This window comes from Verrucosispora sp. NA02020, from assembly GCF_013364215.1.
Classification (GTDB): Bacteria; Actinomycetota; Actinomycetes; order Mycobacteriales; family Micromonosporaceae; genus Micromonospora.
In genome coordinates this window covers 2,326,836-2,344,998 of the sequence record NZ_CP054923.1, presented here as the reverse complement: position 1 = coordinate 2,344,998, position 18,163 = coordinate 2,326,836, and the positions used below count along the sequence as shown (strand labels likewise).

Sequence of the window (18,163 nt, the reverse complement as noted above, 5' to 3'; positions counted from 1 at the left end):
GGCACGATGGACCGGCCATGACACTCACCGCCGCGCTGCCGAAGACCGCCGACCCCGACACCCTCTACGACGCGTTCGCCAGCTGGGCGTCCGAGCGCGGTCTGGACCTCTATCCCCACCAGGAGGAGGCGGTCATCGAGATCGTCTCCGGCGCGAACGTGATCATGAATACGCCGACCGGCTCCGGCAAGAGCCTGGTGGCGATCGCCGCGCACTTCGCCGCGCTGGCCGACAGCCGGACGACGTTCTACACCGCGCCGATCAAGGCCCTGGTGTCGGAGAAGTTCTTCGCGCTCTGCGAGGTGTTCGGCGCGGAGAACGTCGGCATGCTCACCGGCGACGCGAGCGTCAACGCCGACGCGCCGATCATCTGCTGCACGGCGGAGATCCTGGCCAACCTGGCGCTGCGCGAGGGCAGCCGCGCCGACGTCGGGCAGGTCGTCATGGACGAGTTCCACTTCTACGCCGAGCCCGACCGGGGGTGGGCCTGGCAGGTGCCGCTGATCGAGCTGCCGCAGGCGCAGTTCGTGCTGATGTCGGCCACGCTGGGCGACACCACCCGGTTCGTGGACGACATGGCCCGGCGCACCGGTCGGCCGACCGCCGTCGTCCGCTCGGCCGAGCGGCCGGTCCCGCTGCTCTTCTCGTACGCGATGACGCCGCTGCACGAGACGCTCGAAGAGTTGCTGCAGACCAAGCAGGCCCCGGTGTACGTCGTGCACTTCACCCAGGCCGCCGCGCTGGAGCGCGCACAGGCGCTGATGAGCGTCAACGTCTGCACCCGCGCCGAGAAGGACATGATCGCCCAGGCCATCGGCGGCTTCCGGTTCACCTCCGGCTTCGGCAAGACGCTGTCCCGGCTGGTCCGCCACGGCATCGGCGTGCACCACGCCGGCATGCTGCCCAAGTACCGCCGGCTGGTGGAGACGCTCGCCCAGGCGGGACTGCTCAAGGTCATCTGCGGTACGGACACCCTCGGCGTCGGCATCAACGTGCCGATCCGCACCGTGCTCTTCACCGGCCTCTCCAAGTACGACGGTGTGCGTACCCGGCTGCTCAAGGCCCGTGAGTTCCACCAGATCGCCGGCCGCGCCGGGCGGGCCGGTTTCGACACTCTCGGCCGGGTCGTCGTGCAGGCCCCCGAGCACGTGATCGAGAACGAGAAGGCGCTCGCCAAGGCCGGTGACGACCCCAAGAAGCGCCGCAAGGTGGTCAAGAAGAAGCCGCCGGAGGGGTCGATCGGGTGGGGCCAGCCCACCTTCGACCGCCTGGTGTCGGCCGAGCCGGAGCCGCTGACCTCCAGCTTCAAGGTCAGCCACTCGATGCTGCTCAACGTCATCGGCCGCCCCGGTGACGCGTTCGCCGCGATGCGGCACCTGCTCACCGACAACCACGAGGACGCGGCGGCGCAGCGCCGGCACATCCGCCGGGCGATCGCCATCTACCGGGCGCTGCGGGCCGGTGGCGTGGTCGAGGAACTGCCCGAGCCGGACGAGACCGGGCGACGGGTACGACTCACCGTCGACCTCCAGCTGGACTTCGCGCTCAACCAGCCGCTGTCGCCGCTCGCGCTGGCCACCATCGAGCTGCTGGACACCGAGTCCCCGTCGTACGCGCTCGACGTGCTGTCGGTGATCGAGTCGATCCTCGACGACCCGCGCCAGGTGCTCTCCGCGCAGCAGTTCAAGGCCCGTGGCGAGGCGGTCGCCGCGATGAAGGCCGACGGCATCGAGTACGAGGCCCGCATCGCACTGCTCGACGAGGTGACCTGGCCGAAGCCGTTGGCCGAGTTGCTGGAGAACGCGTACGAGATGTACCGGCAGGGGCATCCGTGGGTGGCCGACCACCAGCTCTCCCCCAAGTCCGTGGTCCGGGACATGTACGAGCGGGCGATGACGTTCACCGAGTTCGTGCAGTTCTATGGGCTGTCCCGGTCCGAGGGGCTGGTGCTGCGCTACCTCGCGGACGCGTACAAGACGTTGCGGCAGACGGTGCCCGAGGAGGCCAAGACCGAGGAACTCGTCGACCTGATCGAGTGGCTCGGCGAGTTGGTCCGGCAGGTCGACTCCAGCCTGATCGACGAGTGGGAGCGGTTGCGCAACCCGGGCGACCTGCCCGACGTCGCCGCCGCCCTGGACGACCGTCCGGTCGCGGTGACCCGCAACGCGCGGGCGTTCCGGGTGCTGGTGCGCAACGCCCTGTTCCGGCGGGTGGAACTGGCGGCGTTGCGGCACTGGGACGCCCTCGGCGAGCTGGACGTCGAGTCCGGCTGGAACGCCGACGCCTGGGCGGACGCGCTGGAGCCGTACTTCGAGTCGTACCCGGAGATCGGCACCGGCCCGAACGCCCGTGGGCCCGCGTTGCTCATGATCGAACAGGGCCGCGAGCGGTGGACCGTCCGGCAGATCCTCGACGATCCGGACGGCGACCACGACTGGGGCATCAGCGCCGAGGTCGACCTGGTCGCCTCCGACGAGGCGGGGGCAGCGGTGGTACGCGTCACCGACGTCGGCCAACTGTAGGAATCCGCTCCATCCCACGGGCACCGGCAGCGCGACGCGCCGAGCGTTCCGGGGCGTCGGCGTGCCCAGGGATTGTCGGCACAAAATGGGGCGTTCCTCAACAGTGGGGGTCGACGCTCACATGCCATCACATAGGCGACGGATCAAACCCGGGCAGCGCTCCGCCGACAGCGCCGTCGTGGTGCTCGTGGCGGCGTCCTTCGGCCCGTACGTGGTCTCCGGGGTCCGCACCGAGCAGCTCGCCGTCTGCGCCGTCGCGGTGCTCGCGTTCCTGGCCCGTGCCCGACGCCTACCGACCGCCCCCGGGCCGGTCGTGGCGCTCGCCGCCCTGCTCGTCGCCTATCCGGTCGTCGCCGCCGTGGCGTCGATCGGCGACGCCCACCTCTCCACCGGAATGCGCACGGTCGGTTTCTGGGCCGGGCTGGACAACCTGCTCCTGCCGGCGATCGTCCTGGCCGCCGGCTATCTGATCGTCTCGGGCGACGTCGACCGGCTGCGATTGCTGCGGTTCGCCGCCGGGACGCTCGTCACCGTCCTCGCCGCCAACGCGATCCTGGCGTACGCGATGCTGATGGACCCCGGCGCGTACGACCACATCCTGACCGCCTGGTGGAGCGGCGACGCCGGCACGGTGACCACCGCCGAACGGGCCGCCACGATGGGCCGCTACTCGGGCGTCTTCAACCAGCCCGCCGAGGCCGGGGTCATGTACAGCCTCGGGCTGGTCGCCGCCGTGTTCCTGCTGCGTCGCCGACCCGTCCCGCTCGCCGCCGCCGGGGTGCTCCTCACCATCGGCGGCCTCCTCACCGCGTCCAAGATCTTCCTGCTGGTCGGGCTGCCGGTGGCGATCTGGCAGACCTGGGCCGGTTCGCCGTGGCGTACCCGCGTCGGCGCCGCCCTCGCCGTCGGCGGCGTCCTGGCCGTCTTCGATCATCAGGCGCGGCGGCCCGACTCGCCGATCGGCGGCATGCTCCTCGACGCGTGGCTCACCCCCGGCGAGCAGTCCGGCAGCCTCCTGTCGCTGTACTCGGCCCGCCGGTTCGGTGAGAACTCGACGCTCGCCGACGCCGCCGGGATCGTGTTCACCCACTCGCCGTGGACCGGCTTCGGCATGGACGGCCTGCGGGTCGCCTACGACTCGGTGTGGGTGGAGGCACTGGTGATGGCGGGCGTCCTCGGCGTGGTGGCGCAGTCCGCGATCCTGACCATGCTGGTCGTACTCTGGTGGCGGTCCCGCCGCCGGACCGACCGCGCGGTGGTGCGCTTCGGCGCCGGGCTGCTGGTCGTGGTCGTCGTCGGGTCGCTGGGACTACCCACCACCACGGTCAACCGGGTGGCGACGGTGGTCTGGTTGCTGGTGGCGCTGCTGCTCGTGACCCGACCGCCCACCCCGGCACCGACGCCGGCACCGCCAGCGGCCTCGATGCCGGCCCCGGTGGCGGCGGGGCCGCGCCGGACGCCGCCGCCGGCCCGCCGGACAGCACCCACGCCGCGTCGACCCACGGTGCGGACCGCTCCGTTCGCGCCGCTCCGGTCAGGGTTCCGAACCTGGCCGGTACGCACCCGCCATAGCAGTCCGATCAGCCCCTTATCTCCTCTGGGCGATGTCAGACCCGTCGATTAGAATGTATGTACTAATCTAGTTCCTGACCTGGGAGGATGCTCGTGACAGCGCCCACCTCCGCCCCCCTCACGCCGTACGCCACCCTCCTCGGCTTCACCCGGTACGTCGGCCGCACCGGGCCCACCAAGGCCAGCTTCGTCGGCGGCCTGCGTCGGCAGCGGGCCAGCCGCTCCGGGTTCAACCCGCACGGCCAGTTCGTCAAGGCACTCAAGGCCGACATCGCCTTCCACACCGGCGGCACCCACCTGACCCAGGTGGTCGACGTGGTCAAGCCCCGCTGGCGACCGCTCTACCAGGCCCTGATCCCCGGCGCGACCGCCTGGCTGCACTCGCTCGGCGAGCCGGCCACCATCAACCTGGCCCAGACCCGCGACGCCCTGGCCATGCTCGGCGACCTACCGATCAAGATCAACCCCCACTTCGGCATCCGGTACGCCGACGGCCACGCCCAAGCGGTCCGCCTGCACTTCGACGAGGCGCCGCCCAGCGAGGAGGCGACCCTGGCCGCCCTGCACCTGACCGCCCGCCACATGGACGCCGTCCTGCCGCACGCCAAGCCGGTCCTGGTCGACGTCCGGCGCGGCACCACCTACCGGATGCCCGACAGCGCCAAGCCCGACGAGATCGAACGCTGGCTGGCCGGTGAGGCCGCCGCCTTCCGCGCCATCTGGTCCGCCGCCGCCTGACGTCCCCTCCCCCACCCCTCTCGTCCGCACGTCCGCACGTCCGCAATTGATCATCCCGTTGTTGTCGGTCTGTTCTCCGCTTCTCTTCGGACTCGGTGGTGGTCCGGTGCCAGCCGGTGCCGGACCACCCGCCCGCCGAGTCGGGGTGCACCGCTGCCACGGCCCACCGGGATCCAGCCCAGCGGCGGATCAGGCCCGGCGACGCAGTGGCCGCCGACAGGTCCACTGGCCGCCGAGGGCACCACGTTGCTCCGATGTCGGCTGCCGTTGTCCACAGGCGGGGGCTGTCAGCGGGCGACAGGTTGTCCACAGGGACAGCGGAGACGCCGCGCGCCCGTCCAGGGTGTGCCGATGCCGGTATCTCCCAGACGGCCCCCGGAACTACGCGGGCGACTCTTCCGAGGCTCCGAAGATCCGCGCAACTTCACCGATATTGCTGCCTCATCCACTCCCGGAGGCAGCAGTATCAACGAAGTTGCGCGGATCATGACGATGCGCGCTTCGCGCGGCCAGGTGGGTGACTCGGGCGCGTGAGTTACTCGGGCGTGGTGGGTGAATCGGTGATCTCGTACACCTGCGGGGCGTCCAGCGGGCCGGCGATCACCCGGAGCGCCGGGAAGTGATCGGCGAGCAGCCGCCGGCACCGGTCGCAGGGGGCAACCAGACTCCGACCACGATCGCCCACAGTGACGATGGTCTCCAGGTCGCCCGCGAGCTGGGTCGCTGCGGTGCCCACCACGACCACCTCGGCGCAGGCACCCCCGGTGGGGTGCACGACGTTCACGCCGGAGACTATCCGCCCGTCGACGGTGCGGGCCGCCGCCGCAAGGGTGTGGGCGGCGCTGCGACAGCGCAGCTTGGCCACGGCGCTGGCGGCCTGCACCAGCGCCCGGTCGGTGTCACGCATCGTCATCGGCGTTCCCGTACTCGCTCCGGCTCGGCGGTCAACGATAGACCGCCGCTCCTCTTACGCCCACGCGGCGCAGGCACACATGACGCAGGACGCGCACCGCGCTGTACGCGCTCGACGCAGGCGCGCTCCACGCAGGCGCGCACGGCGCAGGGCACGCACGACGCAGGGCACGCACGACGCAGGCGCGCTCGGTGTTAGGAGGGGACCCTTCCTATACCTGAGGCGTTAGGAAGGGGCCCTTCCTTTCACGCGGGCGGGTGGGAGGGGGTGGGTGGGTAACCAGGAGGCGGGTCGGCGGGTCGCTGCCTATCCTTGGGCACGACATGCAGAATCAAGCCACCACCGCCGCGACCGATCCGGTTCGCGAGGTGCACCGTCGTCTCTCGCCGTTGATGTTCCGCGACCAGCGTCGGCTGCGTCGGCGGCTGGACGGGTTGCGGAAGGTGCGCGATCCGCAGCGTCGGGAGGAGACGCTCGCCGAGATCGTGGTCGAGGTGGCCGAGGCGGAGGCGCGCCTGGCGGCCCGACGCGCGGCGGTGCCGACGGTGACGTACCCGCCGCAGTTGCCGGTCAGCGAGCGTGCGGCCGACATCGCGGCGGCGATCCGTGATCACCAGGTGGTGATCGTGGCCGGGGAGACCGGGTCGGGCAAGACCACCCAGTTGCCGAAGATCTGCCTGGAGTTGGGCCGTGGGGTGCACGGGCTGATCGGGCACACCCAGCCGAGGCGGTTGGCGGCGCGTACGGTCGCGGACCGGATCGCCGAGGAGTTGGGCACGCAGCTCGGTGACGTGGTCGGCTTTAAGGTGCGCTTCTCCGATCAGGTGGGCGAGAACAGTCTGGTCAAGCTGATGACCGACGGCATTCTGCTGGCCGAGTTGCAGACCGACCGGATGCTGCGCCAGTACGACACGTTGATCATCGACGAGGCGCACGAGCGCAGCCTCAACATCGACTTCATTCTCGGCTACCTCCGGCAGCTCCTGCCGCGTCGCCCCGACCTCAAGGTGATCATCACCTCGGCGACCATCGAGACCGACCGGTTCGCCCGGCACTTCGCGGGGCCGCCCACCGCCGAGCACCCGGACGGGGTGCCGGCGCCGGTGGTCGAGGTGTCCGGCCGGACGTACCCGGTCGAGGTGCGGTACAGGCCGCTGGTCGAGGTCGACGAGGACGCCGACGACACGGACGAGGAGAACGTCCGCGACCAGGTCCAGGCCATCGGTGACGCGGTGCAGGAACTGGCCGCCGAGGGGCCCGGCGACGTCCTGGTGTTCCTCAGCGGCGAGCGGGAGATCCGGGACACCGCCGACGCGCTGGGCAGGCTCGTCGAGAACCGCCCGGCGTTGCGGCACACCGAGATCCTGCCGCTGTACGCCCGGCTCAGCATCGCCGAGCAGCACCGTGTCTTCGCCCCGCACGGTGGGCGGCGGGTGGTGCTGGCGACCAACGTGGCGGAGACCTCGCTGACCGTGCCGGGCATCAAGTACGTGGTGGATCCGGGGACCGCGCGGATCTCCCGCTACTCGCAGCGGCTCAAGGTGCAGCGGCTGCCGATCGAGCCGGTCTCGCAGGCCAGCGCCAACCAGCGCAAGGGCCGCTGCGGGCGTACCTCGGACGGCATCTGCATCCGGCTCTACGACGAGCAGGACTTCCTGGCCCGCCCCGAGTTCACCGACCCGGAGATCCTGCGCACCAACCTGGCCTCGGTCATCCTCCAGATGACCGCCATCGGGCTGGGCGACATCGCCGCCTTCCCGTTCATCGACCCGCCGGATCGGCGCAACATCGCCGACGGCGTGAACCTGCTGCACGAGTTGGGTGCCCTGGACCCGACGGAGTCCGACCCGGACCGCCGGCTGACCGCGCTCGGGCGGCGTCTCGCCCAGCTTCCGGTCGACCCCCGGCTGGCCCGGATGGTGCTGGAGGGCGAGCGCAACGGGTGTGCCGTCGAGGTGATGGTGATCGCCGCGGCGCTGTCGATCCAGGATCCCCGGGAGCGGCCCGCCGACCGGCAGGCGCAGGCGGACCAGGCGCACGCCCGGTTCGCCGACTCCGAGTCGGACTTCGTCGCGTACCTCAATCTCTGGCGTCATCTGCGCGAGCAGCAACGGGCCCTGTCGTCGAGCGCGTTCCGCCGGATGTGCAAGGCCGAGTACCTCAACTACCTGCGGGTACGCGAGTGGCAGGACATCGTCAGCCAGTTGCGCCAGGTGTTGCGTACGCCGAACGCGGACCTGCCGGAGGAGATCGACACGCCCCGGGTGCACCAGTCGCTGTTGCCCGGGCTGCTCTCCCACATCGGCCTGAAGGACGCTCAGAAGCACGAGTACCTGGGGGCCCGGGGGGCGAAGTTCGGGCTGTTCCCGGGGTCGGCGCTGTTCCGTAAACCGCCGCGTTGGGTGATGGCCGCCGAGCTGGTGGAGACGTCCCGGCTGTGGGGGCGGGTGAACGGCCGGATCGAGCCGGAGTGGGTCGAGCCGCTCGCCCAGCACCTGGTGAAACGCAGTTACAGCGAGCCGCACTGGGAGAAGAAGCAGGCGGCGGTGATGGCGTACGAGAAGGTGACGCTCTACGGCGTACCGCTGGTCACCTCCCGCAAGATCACCTTCGGTCGGATCGATCCGGCGCTGAGCCGGGAGCTGTTCATCCGGCACGCGCTGGTCGAGGGCGACTGGTCCACCCACCACCAGTTCTGGCGGGACAACCAGCGGCTGCTGACCGAGGTGGAGGAGTTGGAGAACCGGGCCCGGCGGCGGGACATCCTGGTCGACGACGAGACGATCTTCCAGTTCTACGACGAGCGGATCCCCGCCGACGTGGTCTCCGGGCGGCACTTCGACAGTTGGTGGAAGACGGCGCGGCGCGAGCGGCCGGACCTGCTGACGTTCACCCGGGAACTGCTGGTCAACGCCGGTCGGGGCGGGGTGGACGAGGCCGACTTCCCGGACTCGTGGAGTGCCGACGGGGTCAGCCTGCCGGTGACGTACACCTTCGAGCCGGGCACCCCGACCGACGGCGTGACCGTGGACATCCCGTTGCCGCTGCTCAACCAGGTGCCGGCGGAGAGCTTCGACTGGCAGGTGCCGGGGCTGCGCGAGGAGTTGGTGATCGCGCTGATCCGGTCGCTGCCGAAGCCGGTGCGCCGCAACTTCGTACCGGTGCCGGACTACGCCCGCGCCGCGCTGGCCGCGATCACCCCCGGCGAGGAGCCGCTGCTGGACGCGCTGACCCGGCAGTTGCGGCGGATGACCGGGGTGACGGTCCCCCGCGACGCCTGGGACCTGAGCCGGCTGCCGGCACACCTGCGGGTCACGTTCCGGGTGCTCGGCGAGGACGACAAGCCGGTCGCCGAGGGCAAGAACCTGCCGGAGCTGCAACGCCGGCTCAAGGCGGAGGTACGCCAGGTGGTGGCCGCCGCCGCACCGGACGTGGCGCGTACCGGGCTGACCGGGTGGGAGATCGGCACCCTGCCGCGCACCATCGAGCAGGTCCGGGCCGGGTACGCGGTGACCGCGTACCCGGCGCTTGTGGACGAGGGCGCCACGGTGGGCGTACGCGTCTTCGACTCGGCCGGCGAGCAGGAGGCCGCGCACTGGGCGGGCACCCGACGGCTGCTGCGGTTGACCGTGCCGTCACCGGCGAAGTTCCTCCAGGGGCGGCTCTCCAACGAGGCGAAGCTGTCGCTGTCCCGCAACCCGCACGGCGGGGTGCAGGCGTTGATCGAGGACGCGGCCGGGGCGGCGATCGACAAGCTGGTCGGCGACGCCGGTGGACCGGCCTGGGACGCCGAGGGTTTCGCCGCGCTGCGGGACACCGTGCGGGCCGGGCTGGTGGACACGGTGGTGGAGGTGATGGACCGGGTCAGGGCGGTGCTCGGCGCGGCGTACGCGGTGCAGCAGCGGCTCGGCGCGACCCGGAACCTGGCCGTGGTGGCCGCCCTGGCTGACATCCGTGCCCAGCTCACCCGCCTGGTGCACGCCGGGTTCATCACCGAGGCCGGGTACGCCCGCCTGCCCGACCTGCTGCGCTACCTGACCGCGATCGAGCGGCGGATGGACCGGCTGGCGGCGAACCCGCAGCGGGACAAGCAGCAGCAGGACCGGGTCGCGGTGGTGCAACGGGAGTACGACGAGATGGTCGCGGCGCTGCCGGTGGCCCGGCGGACCTCGGCTGCGGTGCGGCAGATCCCCTGGATGATCGAGGAGTTGCGGGTGAACGTCTTCGCCCAGGCGCTGGGCACCCCGTACCCGGTCTCCGAGCAGCGCATCTATCGCGCCATGGACGACGCGGAGAGCGGCTAGGCCAGGGGTTCCACGCCGGGCGGGAGTTGCGCGTCGGCGGTGGCGGTCTGCACGTACTCCAGCAGGATGCGGCGGAGTTCGCGGCCGGCGTGCGTCGGCACCACGTCGCGGCGGCGGGCCACCGCGATGGTGCGGCGGACCCCGGGGGGCGCGAGCCGGGTGACCCGGATGCCGGGTCGCCGGGCCACCACGATGCCGGGTACGAGGGCGACGCCCAGCCCGGCCTCGACGAAGCTGAGGACGGCGTCCATCTCGCCGCCGTCGACGGAGAGCGTCGGCTCGAACCCGGCGGCACGGCACGCCTGGAGGGTGGCGTCGCGCAGGTCGTAGCCCTCGCGGAACATCACCAGCGGCTGGTCGCGCAGGTCGGTGATGCGCAGGTCGTCGCCGGTCGAGGCGGTCGGCAGCGGGTCGACGGAGGCGACCACCAGGCTCTCCCGCAGGATCGGGTCGGCGCGCAGCCCGGGGTCGGTGCCCTGGGCCGGCATAATGATCAACGCCAGGTCGAGGTCGCCGCGGAGCAGGTCACGGACCAGGTCCTGAGAGCCGCCCTCCTCCACCCGCAGGTCGATGGTGGGGTGCGCGTCGCGGAACAGGCGCAGCACCGGCGGGGCCAGCGAGGTGGCCAGGCTGGGAGTGGCGCCGAGGCGTACCCGGCCGCGCCGCAGGCCGACCAGCTCCTGCACCTCCCGGGTGGCGGTGTCGACGTCGGCCAGGATCCGCTTGGCCAGCGGGAGCAGCACCTCGCCGGCGGCGGTGAGCGTGATGTTCCCCCTTACCCGCTCGAACAGCGGCGCACCGAGGCTGTCCTCCAGGGCGTGAATTTGCTTACTCAACGAGGGCTGAGTTATGCCGACGATGTCGGCTGCCTGGGTGAAATGTCGTACTTCTGCCACTGCTACGAAGTACTTCAGCTGATGGAGCTGCATCTACATAGCTTATGGCTATCAAGACTGCGGTGTCGATGCATTGGACGACTGATCAAAGTGCTCCTAGCGTCGGGCTCGTGGTAGTCACGACGAGAACGCGGTCGCCCATCCGATCCAATGTCGGACTGAAGGCGGTCATGGCGGTGACGGGCATCTTCCTGGTGCTCTTCCTCATCGCGCACATGCTGGGCAATCTCAAGGTCTTCGCGGGCGACACGTCGTTCAACGACTACGCGCACTGGCTGCGCGGAATCGGCGGCCCGGTGCTGCCGCACGCCTGGTTCCTCTGGATCATGCGGATCGGCCTGCTGGTCTCGGTGCTCGGCCACATCTGGGCGGCCACCGTCCTCGCGCTGCGGGCCCGCGCCGCCCGCCCGGTGCGCTACGCCCACCGCAAGAAGGTCCGGGGCAGCTACGCCGCCCGCACCATGCGCTGGGGCGGCGTGATCATCCTGCTCTTCGTGATCTACCACATCCTGGACCTGACCACCGGCACGCTGAACCCGGTCGGTGACCCGTCCCGGCCGTACGCCAACGTGGTAGCCGACTTCGCGCCCGCGCGCTGGTACGTCACGCTCTTCTACACGCTGGCGATCGTCGCGCTCGGCTTCCACCTGCGGCACGGCATCTTCAGCGCGCTGCGCAGCCTCGGGCAGCAGACGCCCCGTGGCGAGCAGCGGGCCCGCCTGGTGGCGTTGACCTTCGCCGTCGTGCTCTGCGCCGGCTACCTCCTGGTCCCGTTCGCCGTACTCACCGGATTGGTGTCCTGACCATGGATCTGTTCACCGAGGGCGACCCGGTCGCCGACACCCGGGCTCCCGACGGGCCGATCGAGACCCGCTGGGAACGCCGCCGTTTCGAGGCCAAGCTGGTCAACCCGGCCAACCGGCGCAAGATGACCGTCATCGTGGTCGGCACCGGGCTGGCCGGCGGTGCCGCCGCCGCCACGCTGGGCGAGCAGGGCTACCGGGTCAAGTCGTACTGCTACCAGGACAGCCCGCGCCGGGCCCACTCGATCGCCGCGCAGGGTGGCATCAACGCCGCCAAGAACTACCGCAACGACGGCGACTCGGTGCACCGCCTCTTCTACGACACCGTCAAGGGCGGCGACTTCCGCTCCCGCGAGTCGAACGTGCACCGGCTGGCCGAGATGTCGGTGAACATCATCGACCAGTGCGTCGCCCAGGGCGTCCCGTTCGCCCGCGAGTACGGCGGCCTGCTGGACACCCGCTCCTTCGGCGGCGCCCAGGTGCAGCGCACCTTCTACGCCCGTGGCCAGACGGGCCAGCAGTTGCTGCTCGGCGCGTACCAGGCGCTGGAGCGGCAGATCGGCCTGGGCAACGTGGAGATGAACGCCCGGCACGAGATGCTGGAGCTGATCATCATCGACGGCAAGGCCCGGGGCATCGTCGTCCGGGACATGGTCACCGGCGAGATCAGCACCGAGTTCGCCGACGCGGTGGTGCTCGCCTCCGGCGGCTACGGCAACGTCTTCTACCTCTCCACCAACGCCAAGGGCTGCAACGTCACCGCCACCTGGCGGGCACACCGCAAGGGCGCGTACTTCGCCAACCCGTGCTACACCCAGATCCACCCGACCTGCATCCCGGTCTCCGGCGACCACCAGTCGAAGCTGACCCTGATGAGCGAGTCGCTGCGCAACGACGGCCGGGTGTGGGTGCCGAAGACCAAGGGCGACGACCGCAACCCGCAGGACATCCCGGAGGACGAGCGGGACTACTACCTGGAGCGGATCTACCCCTCCTTCGGCAACCTGGTGCCCCGGGACATCGCCTCCCGGGCCGCGAAGTACGTCTGCGACGAGGGCCGTGGCGTGGGCCCGACCAAGCTCGGCGTCTACCTCGACTTCGCCGACGCCATCGGGCGTCTCGGCCGCAAGGCCATCGAGGCCAAGTACGGCAACCTCTTCGAGATGTACGAGCGGATCACCGGCGAGGACCCGTACGCGGTCCCGATGCGCATCTACCCCGCCGTGCACTACACGATGGGCGGCCTCTGGGTCGACTACGACCTCCAGTCCACCATCCCCGGCCTGTTCGTGATCGGCGAGGCGAACTTCTCCGACCACGGCGCGAACCGGCTCGGCGCCTCGGCGCTGATGCAGGGGCTGGCCGACGGCTACTTCGTGCTGCCGAACACGGTCGCCAACTACCTGGCCGCCGGCCCGTTCGAGCAGGTCGACGGCAGCCACCCGGCGGCCGTCGAGGCGCGTCGCGACGTCGAGGACCGGATCCAGCGGCTGCTCGCGATCGACGGCGACCGCACGGTGGACTCGTTCCACCGCGAGCTGGGCCAGATCATGTGGGAGCACTGCGGCATGGAGCGCTCCGAGGCCGGGCTACGCAAGGCGATCGACGAGATCCGCGCGCTGCGTGACCAGTTCTGGCAGCGGGTACGGGTGCCCGGCGACGGCGAGGGGCTGAACCAGTCGCTGGAGAAGGCCGGCCGGGTCGCCGACTTCTTCGAGCTGGCCGAGCTGATGTGCATCGACGCCCTGCACCGGGAGGAGTCCTGCGGCGGCCACTTCCGCGCCGAGCACCAGACTCCCGACGGTGAGGCCCAGCGCGACGACGAGCACTTCGCGTACGTCGCCGCGTGGGAGTTCACCGCCACCGGGCAGCCGTCGGTGCTGCACAAGGAAGACCTGAACTTCGAATACGTCCACCCCACGCAGCGGAGCTACAAGTGAACCTGACCCTGCGCATCTGGCGTCAGTCCAGCCCCCAGGACAAGGGGCGGATGGTGACCTACCAGGTCGAGGACGTCTCACCGGACATGTCCTTCCTGGAGATGCTCGACGTCCTCAACGAGCGGCTCATCCTCTCCGGCGAGGAGCCGGTCGCCTTCGACCACGACTGCCGCGAGGGCATCTGCGGCATGTGCGGCCTGATGATCAACGGTGACGCGCACGGGCCGCAGCGCGGCACCACCGCCTGCCAGTTGCACATGCGCCAGTTCTCCGACGGCGAGACGATCGACATCGAGCCGTGGCGGGCCCGGGCCTTCCCGGTCATCAAGGACCTGGTGGTCAACCGCAACTCGTTCGACGAGATCATCGCTGCCGGCGGGTACATCACCGCCCCCACCGGCAGCGCGCCGGAGGCCCACTCGGTCCCGGTGGCCAAGGCCGACGCCGACGCCGCCTTCGAGTCGGCCGCCTGCATCGGCTGCGGCGCCTGCGTGGCCGCCTGCCCGAACGGCTCCGGCATGCTCTTCACCGCCGCCAAGGTCACCCAGCTCTCGCTGCTCCCCCAGGGCCAGCCCGAGCGGTACACCCGGGTCATCGGCATGGTGGACGCGCACGACGAGGCCGGCTTCGGCGGCTGCACCAACGCGGGCGAGTGCACCGTGGTCTGCCCGAAGGGCATCCCGCTGACCACCATCGGCCGCCTGAACCGCGACTACCTGGCCGCCACCACCAAGCGCAACGACACCCCCGGCACCTGACCCGCCGGGTCCCGACCTGTCGGGCCCGCCCCCGCACCTGGCCACGTCGAACGGCCGCCCTGCCACCCCCGGCACGGCGGCCGTTCGCACACCCACCCCGCACCCGCACCACGACACCCCGCAGCATGCGCCGATCATGGAGTTGTGGCTGCGGTTCTGTGGCGATTTGGACGGCTTTACTGGCACCACCACTCCATGATCGACGCCCCTCGGTCGACGAGGGCGAGACAGGTAGTTGTGCGGATCATGACGAAGCGGGAGGGAGGCGGGGTCGGGGTCGGGGTCGGTTGAAGCGCGTCGGGTCGGGTAGCAGCCCCTCAGGCGACGACTCAGGGGGTACCGACATGCGGGCGTTGACGTGGCAGGGCAAGCGGGACGTACGGGTGGAGACCGTGCCCGACCCGAGGATCGAGGAGCCGACCGACGCGATCGTACGGATCACCTCCACCGCCATCTGCGGCTCGGACCTGCACCTGTACGAGGTGCTGGGGCCGTACCTGAAGCCGGGTGACGTGTTGGGGCACGAGCCGATGGGAATCGTCGAGGAGGTCGGGTCGGGGGTGACCCGGCTCAAGCCCGGCGACCGGGTGGTGGTGCCGTTCAACATCGCCTGCGGGTCGTGCTGGATGTGTCAGCGCCAGTTGTACGCCCAGTGTGAGACCACCCAGGTGACCGCCGAGGGCAAGGGCGCGGCCCTGTTCGGCTACACCTCCCTCTACGGTTCGGTGCCCGGTGGGCAGGCCGAGTTCCTGCGGGTGCCGCACGCCGACTTCGGTCCGATCACGGTGCCGGACCACGGCCCGGACGAACGCTGGCTCTATCTGTCGGACATCCTGCCCACCGCCTGGCAGGCCGTCCGGTACGCGGACACGCCGCCCGGCGGCACGCTGGCCGTCTTCGGTCTCGGCCCGGTGGGTCAGTTCTGCACGCGGGTCGGCCGGCAGCTCGGTGCCGAGCGGGTGATCGGGCTGGACCTGGTGCCGGAGCGGCTGGAGATGGCCCGTCGGCACGGGGTGGAGGTGCTCGACGTGTCCCAGCTCGACGACGTACCCGGTGCCCTGATCGAGCTGGTGGACGGGCGCGGCCCGGACGCGGTCATCGACGCGGTGGGCATGGAGGCGCACGGCGCGCCGCTGGGCAAGTTCGCCCAGGCCGCCGCCGGGCTGCTCCCGGACAAGCTGGCCGACCCGATGATCGACAAGGCCGGGGTGGACCGGCTGGTCGTGCTCAAGGCCGCGCTGAAGGCCGTCCGGCGCGGCGGCACGGTCTCCATCTCGGGGGTGTACGGCGGCGAGGTCGACCCGCTGCCGTTGATGGAGATGTTCGACCGGGGCATCCAGTTGCGGATGGGCCAGTGCCACGTACGCCGGTGGATCGACGAGATCGTCCCGCTGCTCACCGACGAGGACCCGCTCGGTGTCTCGGACCTGCGCACCCACCGGCTGCCGCTGGACCAGGCCCCGCAGGCGTACGAGATGTTCCAGCGCAAGGAGGACGGCTGCGTCAAGGCGGTCCTCACTCCGTGACCGGTCGCCACGGGCCGGGTCTAGGGTGTCCGTGACGGGCCCCGGGCCGACGGGAGTGGGTCATTCGCGATCCGGACGAAACGCAGGCCGACCTGAGCCGGATCGCGGCACGGGTCCGGGCGGCGTACCGGCGGGAGCGGGTCCGGGCCGGCGGCGACTGGCAGGCGTACGTCAGTCTCGCCGGACCAGGCGGCCCGGTGGTCGCGGTGGACGAGTCGGCGAGCCTGCCGGTCGAGGCGTACAGCGTCAACAAGATCGCGGTGGCGACGGCGGTGCTCGACACGGTCGACCGGGGCCGGCTCGCCCTCGACCAGCAGGTCGAGGTGACCGCCGAGACCGTCACGCCGGGCGGCGACGGCATCTTCGGGTTGGCCGGCGCGTACCCCAGCCGGGTGACGGTGGGGCTCGTCCTGGCGAACCTGCTGACCGTCTCCGACGACGTCGCGGTGCGGCTCTGCGCGCTGGTCTGCCCGGCCGTCGAGGTCAACCGGATCCTGGTGGCGAAGGGCTTCCCGGACACGTCCGTGCAGCCGGTGGCCGACTCGCCCCGGTTCCACCTCGGCACCAGTACGGCCCGCGAGACGCACGACCTGCTGCGGGCGCTCGTCGGCGGCACCCTGCTCTCCCCCGCCTCGACGGCGTTCGTGCTGCGGTCGCTGCGCTCACCGGTGGCGTTCACCGACGGCATCCGGCGCACCATGTCCTCGGCCGAGCGATCCCGGATCGCCACCAAGGCCGGCTGGTTCCGCGACGCCCGGCACGAGGCCGGGGTGATCTTCGACACGGCCGGGACGCCCCGGCTGACGTACGCCTTCTTCGCTGCCGGCCAACCGGGGGCGGACGACTTCGGGGCGACCCACCCCGCCGTGCAGGCCCGGGCCCGGTTGGGTCGGCGGCTGCTGGACCTGGCCGACCGGCTGGGCCCCGGCGAGCCTCGCCCCCTCCGCCCCGGCATCCACGGCTGAACCGGACGGCGAGGGCTACCGTGGACGGCGGGGATCAGCAGAGGGGGGCAACCATGCGCGCGCCGAAGGAGCAGACGGGACGAGTCACCGGCCGACGGATCGCGGGATCGGTGGCCGGGGTGGCCGCGCTGGCCGGACTGGCCGGACTCGCGTGGGCGGCCCGGGGCGTACCGGCCGCGCTCGGTGGCCGACTGGCCGGGGCGCGGGCGGAACGGGCGGCCCGGTCGCCGCAGTTCCACGACGGGACGTTCCACAACCGGGCGAGCACCCGGACGGCGCCCGTCCCGGACAGCAACCTGTTCCGCGAGATGATCTTCGGTAAGCAGCAGCGCCGGCCGACCGGTGCCGTGCCGCTGGTCCGCCCGACGCCCGCGCCGGACGTCGACCGGGCCCGCGAGCTGAACCTCGTCTGGTACGGCCACGCCTCCACGCTGATCGAGATCGAGGGCCGGCGGGTGCTGCTCGACCCGGTCTGGAGCGACAGGTGCTCGCCGTCGGACGCGGTCGGTCCGCGTCGCCTGCACGAGCCGCCGGTACGCCTCGACGAACTGCCGCAGCTCGACGCGATCCTGATCTCCCACGACCACTACGACCACCTCGACATGGCCACCGTGCGGGAGCTGACCGCCCGCCAGTCGGCGCCGTTCCTGGTGCCGCTCGGCGTCGGCGCGCACCTCGACCGGTGGGGCGTGCCGGCGCACCGGGTGATCGAACTGGACTGGTCGCAGACGCACCGGGTGGCCGACCTGGAGATCACCTGCACCGCCGCGCAGCACTTCTCCGGCCGGGGACTGCGACGCAACGGCACGCTCTGGAGTTCCTGGGTGGTCGCCGGTCGGCAGCGGAAGGTCTACTACACCGGGGACTCCGGCTACTTCGACGGGTACGCCGAGATCGGGGCGGCGCACGGGCCGTTCGACGCGACGCTGGTGCAGATCGGCGCGTACGACCGGGCCTGGCCGGGCATCCACATGTTCCCGGAGGAGGCCGTCGCCGCCCACCTCGACCTGCGCGGCGGGCTGTTCGTGCCGGTGCACTGGGCGACCTTCAACCTCGCGCTGCACGACTGGTCCGAGCCGGTGGACCGGCTCTGGGCCGAGGCGAAGGCCCGCGACGTCCGGCTGGCCGTGCCCCGACCCGGCGAGCGGGTCGTGGTGGACGACCCGCCGCCGGTCGACGGCTGGTGGCAGGCGGTCGCCTGAGCTCTTCGCTGTTGTTAGGAGGGG

The 18,163-nt window shown here is 71.2% G+C and carries 12 protein-coding genes; 10 read left to right on the top strand and 2 right to left on the bottom strand.

Annotated elements, in window-relative coordinates:
* Positions 1–17: 17 nt before the first annotated feature.
* From HUT12_RS10230 to HUT12_RS10220, 3 genes are all read left to right on the top strand, one after another.
* Positions 18–2,522: an RNA helicase gene (locus tag HUT12_RS10230; RefSeq protein ID WP_176093227.1), complete on the top strand. Its 2,505-nt coding sequence runs from the start codon at positions 18–20 to the stop codon at positions 2,520–2,522.
* Positions 2,523–2,643: 121 nt separating this feature from the next.
* The gene (locus HUT12_RS10225) at positions 2,644–4,146 is read left to right on the top strand and encodes a hypothetical protein (RefSeq protein ID WP_176093226.1); all 1,503 of its coding nucleotides are present in this window, start codon (positions 2,644–2,646) and stop codon (positions 4,144–4,146) included.
* A gap of 41 nt (positions 4,147–4,187) precedes the next feature.
* Positions 4,188–4,832 (top strand): hypothetical protein, encoded by a 645-nt coding sequence (locus tag HUT12_RS10220; RefSeq protein WP_176093225.1) that lies wholly within the window; start codon positions 4,188–4,190, stop codon positions 4,830–4,832.
* 535 nt (positions 4,833–5,367) lie between these two features.
* Here HUT12_RS10220 and HUT12_RS10215 read toward each other — a convergent pair.
* A complete protein-coding gene (locus tag HUT12_RS10215) occupies positions 5,368–5,745 on the bottom strand; it encodes a cytidine deaminase (protein ID WP_176093224.1) in 378 nt (125 codons plus the stop codon).
* A 323-nt stretch (positions 5,746–6,068) separates the two neighbouring features.
* On the opposite strand from HUT12_RS10215, the gene hrpA reads away from it, so the two are divergent.
* Positions 6,069–10,049 (top strand): ATP-dependent RNA helicase HrpA, encoded by a 3,981-nt coding sequence (gene hrpA, locus HUT12_RS10210; protein ID WP_176093223.1) that lies wholly within the window; start codon positions 6,069–6,071, stop codon positions 10,047–10,049.
* On the opposite strand, the gene HUT12_RS10205 is transcribed toward hrpA, so the two are convergent.
* A complete protein-coding gene (locus tag HUT12_RS10205; RefSeq protein ID WP_131053380.1) occupies positions 10,046–10,978 on the bottom strand; it encodes a LysR family transcriptional regulator in 933 nt (310 codons plus the stop codon). The genes hrpA and HUT12_RS10205 overlap by 4 nt on opposite strands.
* Positions 10,979–11,055: 77 nt before the next feature.
* Here HUT12_RS10205 and HUT12_RS10200 point away from each other — a divergent pair, with 77 nt between their 5' ends.
* From HUT12_RS10200 to HUT12_RS10175, 6 genes are all read left to right on the top strand, one after another.
* Entirely contained in the window at positions 11,056–11,748 is a 693-nt protein-coding gene (locus tag HUT12_RS10200) for a succinate dehydrogenase cytochrome b subunit (RefSeq protein ID WP_255446612.1), read from the top strand.
* A gap of 2 nt (positions 11,749–11,750) precedes the next feature.
* On the top strand, positions 11,751–13,688 hold the full coding sequence (locus HUT12_RS10195) for a fumarate reductase/succinate dehydrogenase flavoprotein subunit (RefSeq protein WP_131053379.1): 1,938 nt from the start codon (positions 11,751–11,753) through the stop codon (positions 13,686–13,688).
* Entirely contained in the window at positions 13,685–14,446 is a 762-nt protein-coding gene (locus HUT12_RS10190) for a succinate dehydrogenase/fumarate reductase iron-sulfur subunit (protein ID WP_176093222.1), read from the top strand. The genes HUT12_RS10195 and HUT12_RS10190 overlap by 4 nt, the downstream gene beginning before the upstream one ends.
* Positions 14,447–14,790: 344 nt before the next feature.
* Positions 14,791–15,972: a zinc-dependent alcohol dehydrogenase gene (locus tag HUT12_RS10185; RefSeq protein WP_131053377.1), complete on the top strand. Its 1,182-nt coding sequence runs from the start codon at positions 14,791–14,793 to the stop codon at positions 15,970–15,972.
* Between the two features lie 197 nt (positions 15,973–16,169).
* Positions 16,170–16,937 carry a serine hydrolase gene (locus HUT12_RS10180; RefSeq protein ID WP_236145747.1) on the top strand — a complete coding sequence of 256 codons (768 nt, stop codon included), beginning with the start codon at positions 16,170–16,172 and terminating at the stop codon, positions 16,935–16,937.
* Positions 16,938–16,990: 53 nt separating this feature from the next.
* Positions 16,991–18,139 (top strand): MBL fold metallo-hydrolase, encoded by a 1,149-nt coding sequence (locus HUT12_RS10175; RefSeq protein WP_176093221.1) that lies wholly within the window; start codon positions 16,991–16,993, stop codon positions 18,137–18,139.
* Positions 18,140–18,163 lie beyond the last annotated feature (24 nt).